General features: G+C 39.5%; 14 protein-coding genes and 4 pseudogenes. 9 read left to right on the top strand and 9 right to left on the bottom strand.

The window, feature by feature from the left end:
- Positions 1 to 160: 160 nt before the first annotated feature.
- A complete protein-coding gene (locus tag ACU5DF_RS13480; RefSeq protein ID WP_446713252.1) occupies positions 161 to 460 on the top strand; it encodes a DUF3088 family protein in 300 nt (99 codons plus the stop codon).
- A gap of 168 nt (positions 461 to 628) precedes the next feature.
- Positions 629 to 880, top strand: a complete 252-nt coding sequence (locus ACU5DF_RS13475; RefSeq protein ID WP_446713251.1) for a hypothetical protein — start codon at positions 629 to 631, stop codon at positions 878 to 880.
- A gap of 263 nt (positions 881 to 1143) precedes the next feature.
- On the opposite strand, the gene ACU5DF_RS13470 is transcribed toward ACU5DF_RS13475, so the two are convergent.
- The 4 genes from ACU5DF_RS13470 to ACU5DF_RS13455 all read right to left on the bottom strand — a co-directional run bounded on the left by ACU5DF_RS13470 (position 1144) and on the right by ACU5DF_RS13455 (position 4292).
- Positions 1144 to 2211, bottom strand: a complete 1068-nt coding sequence (locus ACU5DF_RS13470) for an IS91 family transposase (protein WP_446713250.1) — start codon at positions 2209 to 2211, stop codon at positions 1144 to 1146.
- Positions 2208 to 3095 (bottom strand): site-specific integrase, encoded by an 888-nt coding sequence (locus ACU5DF_RS13465; protein ID WP_446713249.1) that lies wholly within the window; start codon positions 3093 to 3095, stop codon positions 2208 to 2210. Before ACU5DF_RS13465 ends, ACU5DF_RS13470 begins: the two co-directional genes overlap by 4 nt.
- Positions 3096 to 3751: 656 nt before the next feature.
- Positions 3752 to 4021, bottom strand: a complete 270-nt coding sequence (locus ACU5DF_RS13460) for a type II toxin-antitoxin system YafQ family toxin (RefSeq protein ID WP_446713248.1) — start codon at positions 4019 to 4021, stop codon at positions 3752 to 3754.
- Complete coding sequence (locus tag ACU5DF_RS13455) at positions 4014 to 4292, bottom strand: type II toxin-antitoxin system RelB/DinJ family antitoxin (protein WP_017020218.1); 279 nt, start codon at positions 4290 to 4292, stop codon at positions 4014 to 4016. The genes ACU5DF_RS13460 and ACU5DF_RS13455 overlap by 8 nt, the downstream gene beginning before the upstream one ends.
- 219 nt (positions 4293 to 4511) lie before the next feature.
- On the opposite strand from ACU5DF_RS13455, the gene ACU5DF_RS13450 reads away from it, so the two are divergent.
- Entirely contained in the window at positions 4512 to 5390 is an 879-nt protein-coding gene (locus tag ACU5DF_RS13450; RefSeq protein ID WP_446713247.1) for a transglutaminase-like domain-containing protein, read from the top strand.
- A gap of 297 nt (positions 5391 to 5687) precedes the next feature.
- Here the strand turns inward: ACU5DF_RS13450 and ACU5DF_RS13445 are convergent.
- Positions 5688 to 5918 (bottom strand): annotated as a pseudogene (locus ACU5DF_RS13445) (integrase); the annotation flags it as partial.
- A 324-nt stretch (positions 5919 to 6242) separates the two neighbouring features.
- On the opposite strand from ACU5DF_RS13445, the pseudogene ACU5DF_RS13440 reads away from it, so the two are divergent.
- The 3 genes and pseudogenes from ACU5DF_RS13440 to ACU5DF_RS13430 form a co-directional block, all read left to right on the top strand.
- Positions 6243 to 6525 (top strand): annotated as a pseudogene (locus ACU5DF_RS13440) (type VI secretion system PAAR protein); the annotation flags it as partial.
- The gene (locus ACU5DF_RS13435; protein WP_446714297.1) at positions 6514 to 7293 is read left to right on the top strand and encodes a hypothetical protein; all 780 of its coding nucleotides are present in this window, start codon (positions 6514 to 6516) and stop codon (positions 7291 to 7293) included. The pseudogene ACU5DF_RS13440 and the gene ACU5DF_RS13435, both read left to right, overlap by 12 nt.
- Positions 7290 to 7730: a DUF1240 domain-containing protein gene (locus ACU5DF_RS13430; protein ID WP_446713246.1), complete on the top strand. Its 441-nt coding sequence runs from the start codon at positions 7290 to 7292 to the stop codon at positions 7728 to 7730. The genes ACU5DF_RS13435 and ACU5DF_RS13430 overlap by 4 nt, the downstream gene beginning before the upstream one ends.
- 20 nt (positions 7731 to 7750) lie before the next feature.
- Here the strand turns inward: ACU5DF_RS13430 and ACU5DF_RS13425 are convergent.
- The 3 genes and pseudogenes from ACU5DF_RS13425 to ACU5DF_RS13415 form a co-directional block, all read right to left on the bottom strand.
- Positions 7751 to 8050: pseudogene (locus tag ACU5DF_RS13425) on the bottom strand (site-specific integrase); the annotation flags it as partial.
- A gap of 222 nt (positions 8051 to 8272) precedes the next feature.
- On the bottom strand, positions 8273 to 8557 hold the full coding sequence (locus tag ACU5DF_RS13420; protein ID WP_446713245.1) for a type II toxin-antitoxin system RelE family toxin: 285 nt from the start codon (positions 8555 to 8557) through the stop codon (positions 8273 to 8275).
- Positions 8547 to 8795: a type II toxin-antitoxin system Phd/YefM family antitoxin gene (locus ACU5DF_RS13415; RefSeq protein WP_446713244.1), complete on the bottom strand. Its 249-nt coding sequence runs from the start codon at positions 8793 to 8795 to the stop codon at positions 8547 to 8549. The genes ACU5DF_RS13420 and ACU5DF_RS13415 overlap by 11 nt, the downstream gene beginning before the upstream one ends.
- A 216-nt stretch (positions 8796 to 9011) precedes the next feature.
- On the opposite strand from ACU5DF_RS13415, the gene ACU5DF_RS13410 reads away from it, so the two are divergent.
- From ACU5DF_RS13410 to ACU5DF_RS13400, 3 genes are all read left to right on the top strand, one after another.
- On the top strand, positions 9012 to 9191 hold the full coding sequence (locus ACU5DF_RS13410) for a hypothetical protein (protein ID WP_446713243.1): 180 nt from the start codon (positions 9012 to 9014) through the stop codon (positions 9189 to 9191).
- Between the two features lie 315 nt (positions 9192 to 9506).
- A complete protein-coding gene (locus ACU5DF_RS13405) occupies positions 9507 to 9926 on the top strand; it encodes a hypothetical protein (RefSeq protein WP_446713242.1) in 420 nt (139 codons plus the stop codon).
- 305 nt (positions 9927 to 10231) lie between these two features.
- The gene (locus tag ACU5DF_RS13400; RefSeq protein ID WP_446713241.1) at positions 10232 to 12718 is read left to right on the top strand and encodes a bifunctional diguanylate cyclase/phosphodiesterase; all 2487 of its coding nucleotides are present in this window, start codon (positions 10232 to 10234) and stop codon (positions 12716 to 12718) included.
- A 38-nt stretch (positions 12719 to 12756) separates the two neighbouring features.
- On the opposite strand, the pseudogene ACU5DF_RS13395 reads toward ACU5DF_RS13400, so the two are convergent.
- Positions 12757 to 14065: pseudogene (locus ACU5DF_RS13395) on the bottom strand (IS4 family transposase).
- Positions 14066 to 14226 lie beyond the last annotated feature (161 nt).

Below are 14226 nucleotides of genomic sequence, written 5' to 3'. Positions count from 1 at the left end.
AAGCGTTTAAGACAGATTCCCAACGCTTGGCATTTTTCATTCCATAGTTGGGTTTTGTGTTTAAGGTGGCATGGTTAAGTTCAGTGGTAGCGTTGCTCACTACTTAACGCGGCGTTAGGCTTACAGACAATTTGTGCATATCAACATAGAGTAGTAATTGGTGAAACCTAAATTATTTATTTTAAAAATGCCATTTGAAGATGGTCCCGGAAAAATGTGGATATGTTCACATTGTGCACTTATTGAAGGTGCATTGTCAGTAAACACGCACTGGGAGAATATGGTGGAAGTTCGCCGTATAGAGTTTCCAAAACCAAGAAAAGAAGTAGTGGATATATTGGGTGAAGATAACCAATGGCTTCCTGTACTTATACTTGAAAATAATAAGACGATCACTGAACCAGTGGAAATTATTAATTATTTAGCAAATGAATTTGGTGGGGCCGCGGCACACCCATAGTTCGAGCAAAGTAAGCCTAACAAGCTGTTAAACAAGGACAAAAAACAGTTAGTTTTTGCTCCTGCGTCGCTAATTTTAACCAACTATTTTTTGCCTGTTAACAGGGCGTTAAATGCATTAAGTAAAATTACGATGTTTTAAATCAAATCTATCGAGGAGAAAATAAAAATGGCTACGAGAGATAAAAGGCAAGCATCAGGCACCTTAGAGCTTAACTACGAATGGGAAGAGTCTAGCAGTGGTCATGCTGAAGACACTTACTTTACAACATTGAGAGGTGAAGGATTAGAAGTAAAAATGGTCGAGCATGAAAGTCACCAGAACGCTTTCAAGTCTGCATCCACGACTACCAAACAATACTCTATTTCTGTTAAAGAGCTCATTGAACTCATTAAAACGCACGGCAAAGTAGTCAAGTAATGCATTTAACAAATAAGGATTAAGCGCTGCGAAGCCAGCGTTAAATCCCGGGTGTTGAACAAGCCCGTAGCCACTTCTTTATAGTAAATTGTGCGATCTAGTTTGGTGGGCGTATCGCCTTGAGTGTTTTTTCAAGGCGAACGAAGCCAAGATAAGATTACGATAGTAATCGTATCAATAGGTTAGCTGTTTTTTATTGTCTTTTTTGTTATATCTCCTCTAGATTAACTTCAGCCATTATCCTTATTATGTTTGCCTTTCGGCTATCTCGGTCGCGTTATTCCCACGCACTCCATGTCATGCTGACAGTGTGGGCAGGTTCGTATTGCTTTGGTGCGGATAGTCATAGTAGTTGGCGGAGTTTGATAAAAAATGCCAAGCATGAGTAGTTGGATACGAACTCGCAGGGCTCTCGCTTGGCCACGTAAAAAACCGTAGTCACGTACTCGTTGTAAGCCTTTAGGCAGTACATGCTGCAAGATGAGCAACAAGAACTCAAGGGTGGGTAAGGTACGTGTCTTTATTGTATTGGTTTTACTTTCCTTGTAACGGAAAGTGACACTATGGTCATCACTGTGGATGATGTCGTTGTCTGGTAGTACGCCTCGGTACAGGTAGCGTGACAGGTACTCCAACGCAGCCTCACCATAACCCACGCCTTGACAGTCGACGACCCATTGTTTCGGTATAGATTTAGGCAACCACAGTTGAGGGTGTTGATTGATGGCCTCAAGTAATCGCGCTCGCCAGACCTTGGCAAGAGCGAACTCGTTAAATAAGTACCTTTTGTTGCCTTTGTGCCATACTTGTTTAGATGAGTCATACCTTCCGCTTGCCGAGATAACGTGTATGTGCGGATGCAGGTCTCTTTTTCTGCTATGAGTATGTAGTACGGCGGTAAAACCCAGTTCTCCTTTTTGCTCTTTTTGAGCGAAGCTTTTTAGCACGCTGGCAACAACCGAGAACATCACTTGATACAGCGCTTTGGGCTGTTTTTTAGCGAGTATTCTCAGTTGATATGGCAAGGTGAATGTGGTCATAAAGTAGTGTGTAGGCAGAAGCTTTTGTTTTTGGCGTAGAACCCAATCACAAGTGGTGCGGTGTTGGCATTGTGGGCAATGTCGATGCCCACAGGATAAGGGCAGTCGGTCATCGTGATGGCAGTTCGAGCAAAACCATTGCGAGCGGCCTTGTTGCTCGGTTTTACACCTAAGCATGGCGGACATCGCCTTGCGAATGTCGTGGCTGACTTGAGTGTTCACTTTTGGTGATAGGAGGTGGCGCTCAAGCTCATCTTTATGAGCGCGTAACAATTCAATGAAAATACTCATGCTTCCTCCCAGATTAAGGTTAACGTGTCTGCAAGTTGGTTTATGGCTAGTGCGGCGTCACGCTGTTTGAGTGGTGTCATTTGAGTGTAACGGGCAGTGGTGTTCAGACTGGCATGGCCGAGCAAGGTTTGCAGCGACCGAAGGTCGAGCCCTTGCTCCAAAAGGTGCGTTGCAAAGCAGTGTCTAAGTGAGTGGGGAGAGAGTATTTTTTGGATGCCACAGTCTTTGAGCACCAACTTCATGGCCTTTTGAATACCGCCTCGGTCCATCGGCTTATCAAGGTTTGTTCCTAATCCTGGGAAGATTAATTTAGGGTGCTTATGAGAGCCCCAATGAGCTCGAAGCCCATGAAGGGTTCGCTTGGGTAAGGGTACTAATCGGTCTTTGCCGCCTTTACCATCTCGAACGTGTACTTGCATGGTGTGGGCATCTATATCATGGATCGTTAAGTTAAGGCCTTCGCTCAAGCGAAGTCCCATCGTATATAAGGTCAGAAAGAAGGTTTGATAGCGGCGTTGTCGAGTCCTGCTAATGAGTAGAGCCACTTGTTGTGGCGTCATGATATCGGGCAGTTTTTGGGATTGAGGGGGCTTAACGATATCAAGCCATACCCACTGTTTATTTAAAGTGTAGCGATAGAAAAACTGTAAGCCATTGCGGTCGAGTTTAACGGTGCTCCACGAGTGAGTGCTAATCAAATTGGCGAAGAAGCTTTTTAAATCAGCCGTACTTAATGTATCGGGACAACGGTCAAAGAACTCGGTAATCCGACGTACAGCACGAGAATAGGCATCGATGGTAGCAGGTCGTTTACCTTGAAGAGTTAAGTTGGTAAGGTGTAATTCATAAAAGTGATGATATCGCTCTAGTTCAGTTGGGCTCATGGTGTTCACTCCTGTTATCCGCCATCAAAATGATGGAGGTACAGAAAGTATGGACGATGCAGGCTTCACTCTGCCGCGAAGCGGCTTCGTTCAACAAAGCATTTAAGAGTGATTCGCAACGTTTGGCATTTTTCGCTTCGCTCAAGTATAGCCAAACGCTGCTCACACCTTAATGCGGCGTTAAATGTAAGGAGTGAAATATGGGAATGGTCATAGGATTCAGCCTATTTGTAGTAGCTATTATCTCGTTTTTAATGTGTATATTTTGTTGCTATCTAAATGTAAGAAAAGCGAATAAGTTGGGCTTCGTAGAAAAGTTCAAATCACACACTCTTCTTTATTCCATACCAGTATGGCTTGCTATCTATTACTTTCCTGTTAGCGATTATTCGGAAGCAGACAACTTTGAAAAACTCATTCTAATCTTGTCAATCAAGACTTCCGCTTTTATATTCGCTCCAGCACTAGTCGGCTTAATAGTGTTGATTACCAAGTATCTAACTCATAGATATAACATTTAATAAAGCGTTTAAGACAGATTCCCAACGCATGGCATTTTTCATACCATCGTTGAGTCTTGTGTTTACGGCGCAATGGTTTAGATTAGGCGGCAGCGTTGCTCACTACTTAATGCGGCGTTATATGCAGTATCAGGTTCAAAATAGATCGCTATGTGACCCAATTCTTGCTAGTTGTAGTTGCTCATCAAATATACGATAAATGAGAACTAAGTTTGGTTTTATATGGCAGTCGCGAAAACCACTCCAATTTCCTGTTAAAGAATGGTCTACATTTTTAGGGTCTAATGTTTCATTTCTTTGTAATTTAGAGATGATATTGCCAACTTCGATGATATCGGAGATTGGCATCTTAGTTATCTTCTTAAAATCCTTTTTAAATTGGGTTGAGTATTCTAGGTTATACATTTGTCACTTTGCCTTCAGTGAGCTCAGAAAACATCTCATCTATAGAGTTAACTTTATGTCCTTTATTTTCAACAAGTTCTTTCATCGCAGCAGCAGAAACTTCATTTGGTTGCGGAACTCGTAGATCAAATGGAATACCACCATGGTTAATGACAGCTTTAGCAAACAGTTTAATTGCTTGTGATGTGCTTAGACCAACTTCACCGCAGATGCTAGTGAAAGCAAGTTTAGTATCATGGTCTATGCGGGTACTTAGCATTTCATTTCTCATAATTACACCTTAATAAGTTACACATTGTAATACATAGTTGTACAAAGTATATATGCATATAACAAATGCATCAACACGATTTACTACACTCGGCAATCTCAGTTTGCCGGGTGTTTCTCGTTTTAAGGCGTAAATTTTAAGTATAATTGCATAGTAGTAAACGTGTTATTGCGGCGTTATATGTATTAGTGGATATTTCCGAAAAGGTTGTAAAAATAAATGGTTGTCAACGACTATATAGAAAATACGGAGTTTACAGAACTCCCTAATAATCTACTAGATATCAGTGAAGTGCCTGATGATATTGCGGGTATATGTAAATTTGTTCAAGGCAACCTTATTCACTCGTATTGGCTTGAACACTATGGTGTCGAGGTAGACCCCTCAAAAAAACTTACAGAAATGCAAACTCGGTATGCTAAAGATTTAGTCTCTTTAGCAATGTTGAAATCAGGCGAACCTTCTCATGTGTTCAAGAAACCAAGCCATAGAGTTGTAAGTATTTGTAGAGACTTTTCACTATTGGTTTGCTCTATTTTGAGGTCAAAAGGAGTTCCAGCCCGACTAAGGAGTGGATTTGCGACTTATTTAGCTCAAAACCATTTCGAAGATCACTGGGTTTGTGAGTATTGGGATAAAGGGAAGGGATGGGTAGCGGTTGATGCTCAGCTTGACGACATTCATCATCAAATCTTGAGGTTTGAATTTGACCCGTGTGATGTACCATCATCAAACTTTATAGTGGCTGGGCAGGCTTGGAAGTTATGCCGTGAAAACTTGGAGTCTGCTGACAATTTTGGTTTTCGGGATTTCAAAGGATTACCGTTTATCAAGGGTAGCCTTATTCGAGACTTGTATGCATTATCAAAATTTGAAATGCATACGTGGGATACAGGGTGGGGCATATTGCCTAAATTCATAAGCCCTATTTCTGGAGAGTATGAATTAACTTTGCTCGATGAACTTGCAGATGTTAGTTGTTCTTCGGATAGCTCCAAAGCTCTTAAGTTAGTTGAGTCGTGTAAGGAAGTAAAGCTTCCAAGCGGTTGGGATTGCTCGAAGTTTCCGACATTAAGTGAGCTATATGCTTCACTGTAGGCGCAGAATACATATAACAAATAAGGATTAAGCGCTGCGTAGCCAGCGTTAAATCCCGGGTGTAGAACAAGCCCGTAGCCACTTCTTTATAGTAAATTGTGCGATCTAGTTTGGTGGGCGTATCGCCTTGAGTGTTTTTTCAAGGCGAACGAAGCCAAGATAAGATTACGATAGTAATCGTATCAATGGGTTAGCTGTTTTTTATCGTCTTTTTTGTTATATCTCCTCTAGGTTAACTTCAGCTATTATCCTTATTATGTTTGCCTTTCGGCTATCTCGGTCGCGTTATGCATGGTGTGGAGTCATGATATCGGGCATTTTTGGGATTGAGGTGGCTTAACGATATCAAGCCATACCCATTGTTTATTTAAAGTGTAGCGATAGAAAATTGTAAGCTATTGCGGTTAAGTTTAACGATGCTCCACGAGAATAGGCCTCAATGGTGGCAGGCCGTTTACCTTGCAGAGCTAAATTGGTAAGGTGTAATTCATAAAGGTGATGATATCGCTCTAGTTCAGTTGGGCTCATGGTGTTCACTCCTATTATCAGCCATCGAAATGATGGAGGTACAGAGAGTATGGACGATACAGATTTTATTCTGCCGCGAAGCGGCTTCGTTCAACAAAGCGTTTAAGACGGATTCCCAACGTATGGCGTTTTCGACTTTCTTCAGTTTAAGTGTTTATGTCACAATGGTTTAGGTAGGGTGGTTGCGTTGCTCACTACTTAATGCGGCGTTAGCCCACTATCGCAATCTTTGAATCCAAATCACAAACGTAGTTACTTTATCGCCGTTTTTAACGAAGTATATCGGTATAATATTCGAACAAGAATAAAGATAGGATAAACGTTATGTCTAAAGGCGTTAAAGTTGGCGATATAGGTACTGACCATGATGGTTTTCCACCTACTCCTGTTACGGCAGGCTCTCCTGATGTGAAATTTGATGGTCAACCCGCTGCAAGGGTTGGAGATCCGTTAGCTCCACACGATAAACCCAAACACCTCCCTCATGGACGTACCATAGCGTCCGGTTCCATCAACCGTCAAAATAAATGGCAAACCAGCAGCCATTACTGGTGGTGCGATTAGTTGCGGAGGGGTAACGATTGGTAGTGGTACAGTGAACATCGGTGATGTATATCAGCCTGCGGAAATGTCTGCGTTATCATCTTCATTGTCTTCAACAGAATCTCAAGCTGCTATTCAAACTAAAGATCAAAATGCACATTCCTCAGCGAGTGTAACCGAAGTCGGCACTTCGAAAACCGCTCAAATACCACAAGGTTCAGGTTATTGGCCCCCGTATGATTTTACTAAAAGTGAACAACTTGATGTTGAGTATACCCAAAAGGTTGTTGATCTAGCGGTTATGTCGCTAGAGGAAGCTGAAGAGTTTGCTAATAACTTATGGTTGGAATACAACGGCAAAGATACGTTAGATAACTCTAAAAAAGTCTGGGACGGCGCAGCGAATGCCAAAGATGCTTATCAGCTCGCTAAAGGGTTAGGTGGTATGGGGGTTGTGGCTTATGTCAAACCTGCCAATGGTCAAGACTACGTAATAATCAAAGGTTACAAAAAGCACCTAAAAACTCTCGTTAAAGGTAACCGTTGGCGTGTAAATAATCCTCAGGTTGTTCAGCTTGGTTTGGGCACAAAAAATATGGCACGCAACATGTTGAAAGTAGGGGTGGTTGTCGATATTGTTAAAGGTGTTGCTGCAACTGGGGCAGTAACCTTAATCGCAGTCATTTTTGTCACTGCCGGGGCTCCTGTACTGGTTAGCGGGTTATTATTTGCTGGTGTTTCAGTTGGTATGGGTTTCGCACTTGACTGGGCTGATAATGAACTAGGGGTATCTGATTCGTTGGTAGACTTATTGAAAAAGGGTGAGCAATGAAAAAAGTACAAATGATGGGTATCGTTTTCTCAGCTCTCTTACTCGTCGGTTATTTGGCAATTGGATCGCCAGCAGAATTGGCGCTTCCCTTTCAGTCATTAGAGCTAAGAGTCAGGTTGCTTGGATACCCATCCTACATTGCATTAGCAATTATTCCTCCCCTACTCTTAGGAGGCATTGGTATAATGACGCATCAGTTATGTAATCCACAAAGAGAGGTGACCTCTTATAGTAAGGTATGGCTTAAAGTTGCTTATGTATCACTAGCCATAGGTTTACTTGGCTTAGTTTCAAGAGGTTATCTTGGCTACCAAGCAACCAAATCTGGTTATGTAAAGTGTATCAATGAGTCACGAACTTCTTCTAAAAATAGCTGGAGGGTTTATGCAAAAGATTTAAGTTTGTGCAAGTCTTCATCTGGTATAGCTGGCGGTTGAACCCAAGTGGGCTAACAAAGAGGTGGCTTAACGATATCAAGCCATACCCATTGTTTATTTAAAGTGTAGCGATAGAAAAACTGTAAGCCATTGCGGTCGAGTTTAACGGTGCTCCACGAGTGAGAGCTAATCAAACTGGCGAAGAAGCTTTTTAAATCAGCCGTACTTAATGTATCGGGACAACGGTCAAAGAACTCGGTAATCCGACGTACAGCACGAGAATAGGCATCGATAGTAGCGGGTCGTTTACCTTGAAGAGTTAAGTTGGTAAGGTGTAATTCATAAAGGCGATGATATCGTTCTAGTTCGGTTGGGGTCATGGTGTTTACTCCTGTAATCCGCCATCAAAGCGATGGGGGTACAGAGAGTATGTACGATACAGGCTTTACTCTGCCGCGAAGCGGCTTCGTTCAACAAGGCATTTAAGACAGATTCGCAACACTCGGCGTTTTCTATTCAAGTTGAGTTTTGTGATTACGGTGTAATGGTTTAGTCAGGTGGTAGCGTTGCTCACTACTTAATGCGGCGTTAAACCGCCATGGTCAAATTCTGTGCATCGCTTTTTTGTATACGTCGCTGCGTTCTCTTTTGCCAACAGCTAAAACGGTGACAATTATTACGTCATCCTCAACTTTGTATACTAATCGGTAACCAGACTGTCGTAGCTTAATTTTGTATAAATTATCAGCGCCTGATAGCTTTGACGCAGGAACGTGAGGATTATCTAAGCGTTCTAATAGTTTTTTCTTAAATTGCACACGAAGCGTTGCACCTAGTTTATTCCATTCTTTATATGCGCTCTTTTTGAAATCTAACTTATAAGTCATGGATATTTACCGAAATAGTTTCTTCATTCTCTCGTTCTGCAGCAAGAGATAGTAGTTCTAGATCTTCAACTCGATCCATCAAAAGTTCATAAGTTTCTGCTGGTACACAATAAAATGCAGGCTCATTTCTGTTTAGTACAGCAACAGCTTCGCCATAAGCACTTGAAGCAACTTTCATTGGGTTAGCTTTAAACTCGGTAATACTTGCTGCAACATCAGCTAAAATTCTAGTAGTCATAACGGTCTCTAATTAGGTTGATTATTCGGTCATTATAGCGTGTCATTGCGGTTTAACAAAGCAATCAACACGATTTATTACATTCGGCGTTGTAGGTTTGTCTTTGGTTTCGGTGTTTAAGGCAGTAAAATTCAGCTAAGTCGTCGTAGTAATAAACGTGTTATTGCGGCGTTATGTGTCACTTTCAATAGTTTCATATCCAAAAAGGATTTTAATATGTTAAAGGTTAGTTTTTTATTAGTTGCAAGTTTGGTCTGTGGTTCAGCTATCGCAGATGAAGTTAGTGATGTTCGTGATATGGCAAAATTATCCGAAGAATACAGAGGTTTAAGTATTGATTGTTTAGTTGAAATGAAAGTAAAAAAAATGAAGGGCTGGGCTAGTGATAGCTGTTAAGAATACAAAAAATTCGCGAAACATGATTTGCAAACGTACAAAGCAGAAATAAAGAAAACTACTTCATCTTTTGTTGCATACTCTAAATCTGAAGATGTATCAATTCGTAGAGTTAAGCGCGGTTTGAAGCAGTTGTTTATCATTCAATCAAATATGGAAAGTATTGACAAAATTAGTAAAAAAATTAAAGTTGCGTCAAACACATAATAAGTCATTTAAACGGAACTAAAACAGTGGGTTACGTTCCGCTTCGCTACACAGTATAACCCACAATTTTAGTCCGCTTAATGCGGCGTTATATGCCAAGGAGTAATCATGCAAAAAAGTGACTCAATTGAGGTGGTTCAAGCTCTAATTTCTTCTATTTGTGAGAGCCCAGATCAATTCAAAATAAACGTAAAAGTTGTTGGACAATCGATTGTATCGCATGGCGGTATCGGTCAAGTTGTCACCGCTACTGGCGGTGGTGCAGGATCAACAACGATTGGACAGAAAATATCTGTTTCAAGTGGTGATGTAACTTTAGCAAATCAAAAAGCAGCTAGAGCACTTGATGAGCAATTTGGTGCTTTAATCAAATCTCTTGAAGAAATTAAACTACAACTATCTTCTGATAATACCGATGTTGGCTTAATTGAAGGGATCTATAATTCGCTTAAGGATACCTGGGTCCCTGGATTAATAATATCGGTTCTTGGAACTGTACTATCTTCTTCAATTGGAATTGGCATATAACAAATAAGGATTAAGCGCTGCGCAGCCAGCGTTAAATCCCGGGTGTTGAACAAGCCCGTAGCCACTTCTTTATAGTAAGTTGTACGACCTAGGTTGGTAGGCGCATCGCCTTGAGTCTTTATTCAAGACGAACGAGGCTAAGATAATATCTCGATAGTAATCTTATCAATGGGTTAGCTGTTTTTTATCGTTTTTTAAAGAGAGATCACATCTAATAAGTATTATTGTCAGCGTATGGTAAATAGTACTGTTATTCATATTTAAAATCATTATTATGGTTTGTTTAGGAATTGTAATGGGTTTGTATGCCTCGTAGAACCGATAAAAAATTATTAACTCTCATCTCGGTTATGCCCGTCGTACTGATTGGTATCTTTACGTTCATTTTGAGTTTTGTTGTTATTCATGATAATAAAATGAAAGTAGAGACGTTAATTGATTCGTTATATAGAGAATCTGTAGAGAAAGAAAAAACCCAGATTAAAAACCAAGTTGATACTATTTATCAACAAATTAGTTATCAGCGGAACTTAGCAGAAGAAACATTAAAACATGTGATAAAGCTGCGTGTGGACGATGCCTTTAATACGTTGAGTTTTATTTATCAAGAAAATATAGATAAACCTAAAGATGAAGTTATTAAGTTAATTTCAGATGCATTAAGGCAGTCGCGCTTTAATGATGGGCGCGGCTATTTCTTTATATATAGTTTGGATGGCACCAATCTCATGCATCCTATCTTCCCTAACTTAGAAGGGAAGAATCTAATTCAATTACAAGATGTGCATGGTAAGTTCATTCTTCAAGATCATATTGCTCTTATGAAAGAAAACGGTGAGGGATTTAGTCGTTGGTGGTATCCCAAACCAGATGCTCAAGATGAAGAGTTTGAAAAAATAGGCTATACCAAGTTGTTTGCCCCGTTAGATCTCTATATTGGTACTGGTGAATACATTATTAATGTAGAAAATGATATTAAAGAAGACCTAGTGATGTGGATCTCAGAGGTTCGCTTTGGTGAAGACGGTTATATTTTCTTATTAGATCAGTATGGAAATACGTTAGCTCATTATGATAAAGAAAGAGTAATCCCCAATAAATATAATGAAAGTAATCCTCATCAAGGTTCAATTACCCAAGATATACTAACCCTAGCGAGTAATGGTGATGGTTTCATGCAGTACCTTAGTGCATTTAAACCTAACTCTTCACAGCATGCTGAAAAATTGAGTTATATCAAAGGCTATCAGGATTGGGGGTGGGCAATTGGTGCTGGAGTATATATTGACGAAAATAAACGCTTATTAAAAGAGAAAGAAGTGTTACTGGTTAATCAAAATGAAATGGAATTGGCCAAAATACTTATTCTTACTTTTAGCTTAGCATTTGTTTTAACTGCGCTTTCATTAGGCGTGAGTAAATATGTTGGAAGACGTTTTAAAAAGTTTCAAAAGCGCATTCAAAGTGACTTTATGTTACTAGAAGAAACAAAAAATAAAATGCAACATATGGCATTGCATGATGATTTAACTCAGCTTCCAAACCGAGTTATGTTAGAAACAAAAATTGAGTCAGGTATTCAGCATGCTCACTTAAATGGCCAGTATTTAGCGGTTATGTTTGTTGATTTAGATGACTTTAAAAAAATAAATGATCGTTTTGGTCATGAAGTCGGTGATGAGTTATTAAAGTGTATTAGCAAGAAATTTAAAGCTCTCATAGTTAATGATGATATTGTTTCACGCTTTGGTGGTGATGAATTTGTTTTTTGTTTTCCACAGTTAATCTCAAAAAATGATGCTGAGGAAAAGGTTAAATTGATTCAGACGGTTTTTGAAGACGGCTTTATGATCAATGGTAAATCTATTACAACCAGTGCGAGTATTGGTGTCGCGATGTACCCAAGTGATGCAGATAACTCACTCGATTTGATCTCTAAGGCTGATATTGTTTTATATAAATCGAAAGCCAATCAAAAAGGTGGCGCTTTATTCTTTGATAAAAGTATCGATACTCAAGTCAATTATGAATTTAGCTTAGAAGAAGAGTTAAAATCAGCGATCATTAACAATGAAATATTTGTAACTTATCAACCTCAAATAGACATAAAAACGGGTAAACTTCGTAGTGTTGAGGCATTATCTCGTTGGAATAATAAAAAGCTAGGTTTTGTATCTCCTGTTGATTTCATCGCAGTTGCTGAAGAAATCGGCATGATATATTCGATAGGTGATTTTGTTTTACAAAGAGCTTGTGAAGATATCTTGAAATTTATGCCCAATGGCAAAGAGGCTGTTATGGTTTCTATTAATCTGTCGCCTAAACAGCTTATTCAGCCGAACTTTATCCCAAGGGTTATGGAGATTGTTAAGCTGACAGGGATTGATATCTCAAGAGTTACTTTAGAGATCACTGAAAATATTTTGATTAGTGATTTAAAAAGTGTTTCTCCAGTACTTCAGCAATTACAACAACTAGGCTTTGGTATATCACTTGATGATTTTGGAACAGGATATTCATCATTAAGTTATTTAAATATTTTACCCATTACTGAGATTAAAATTGATCGCAGCTTTATTAATAGTCTATTTATCAATGAGCAGAGTGAAACCTTAGTTAAAGCGATTGTTGCAATTGGAGCTTCATGTCAAATGATAGTGGTAGCAGAAGGGGTTGAAACTGAAGAGCAATTGAATAAACTCATCGAATACAATTGTGATTTAGTTCAAGGCTATTATTTCGATAAACCTTTACTCATTGAAGATCTTTGTTCTAAATACGCAATAAAATGATGTTAAAAAGCTGAATCATGTTCAGTAATGCCGTTCACTTAAGGGTGAACGGCATTCTTATTTCTGGCATATCGTTGAGGTCTTGGTTTTACCATTCGAGGGAATGTTCTTTCTCTTCGCCTATCAAGTATTAAGCTTTCAGCCATCTGATGGAAGCCTTTTAATTGTCGAGGGATCGCTCCTGGCGTTGAGTGTGGTAAACCAACTAATAACGCAGATACATGAGCAAGAGTCCCATTAAAACTCAATTGATAAGGGAGATAATTTCCTTTTAAATTAAAGCAAAGCTCTACCATTTGATAGCGAATTAAATTATAAGTCAACAAGATACCCCATAGTTCTTGTTTCACTAATTCAGGCAGACGACTTCGTAGTGTTAAGCGATCTTCCTAACATGTATTGTTTCTGCTCTCGGTAACCCAATTCTATTTCCCAACGATGCTCATAAAGACCAATAATATCTTTTAATGGGTAACGTAATGGGTCAATCATTGACGTCAGAACTTGATAATCTTTTCCTTTAATTTTTCGAGTCACGAGACGAGCTGTCATCGTTTCAGGTAAATCAGAAAACAGTTTTCTTGCTCTTGGGTTACTTCGAAGAATAACAAGTTTGTCATTACGACCTAGCGATCGAATTATTTCATACTGAGTATTTTTTTTAAGGGGAATTAACCAGTGACGCTCTGAGCCTGTCATCTGCCATTTATGTAGTAATCCTAATGAATAGAACCCCTTATCGAACATGGTTACGCTATGGTCAGGTGTACTATCTATTAACTTCTCTGCCAATATCATTTCATTTGTATTGTAATTATCGAAAGCGCTCGCTGTAATAAGGTGGCTGCTTAGCTCCATTTGGCAAACCATTCTTACCTGTGGGTATTGAGTTCCTTTTTGGCGAGAAAAAGCCTCTTCATTTTGCTGGTTATCAGGTGCTCTCCATACAACTCCATCAACCCCTAAGAGAGTTAGCCCATTCCATTTAGGAAGATTAGCACTCTTAAGCCAGGAACTTGTCATTCGCTCAAAGACTGCTTTCATTGCTGCTTCACCTAGATTTTTTCGGCGCTGAGTAAGGGCACTAGGCGCGACAAAAGCTTTACCTGTACGGTCTACGATATCAAGCTGATTAACTAAATCCTTCATGGATTTATTGTTATAGATAGCCATACCAACAAGTAACCATACCATTGATTCAAGAGTAAGCTTTCGCTTCCTCATCGTCACCGTATCAGTGAGAGAATAAGCCTCATCAATCAGATGGATTGGAAGTAAATCAGCGAGTGTCTCAACGTTGCTAGGTTTCCAGTCATTGATTATGTTTAGAGCTTGAGAAACATCCATAAAAAAATCCAAGTGCATAAAATACACTTGGATTTTGACATCTAAAAAGGATCGGTCAACCGATCATATTTACCTTAAATGATCGGCATTAGAATCATGTTCAGCCTTTTTATATATCTTAATTGGGTAATATAATCTTAAATCGTCTTAAATAAAAAACG

The sequence above is a fragment of the Aliivibrio wodanis genome (assembly GCF_052920805.1).
This window is presented reverse-complemented; position numbering and strand designations above follow the sequence as displayed.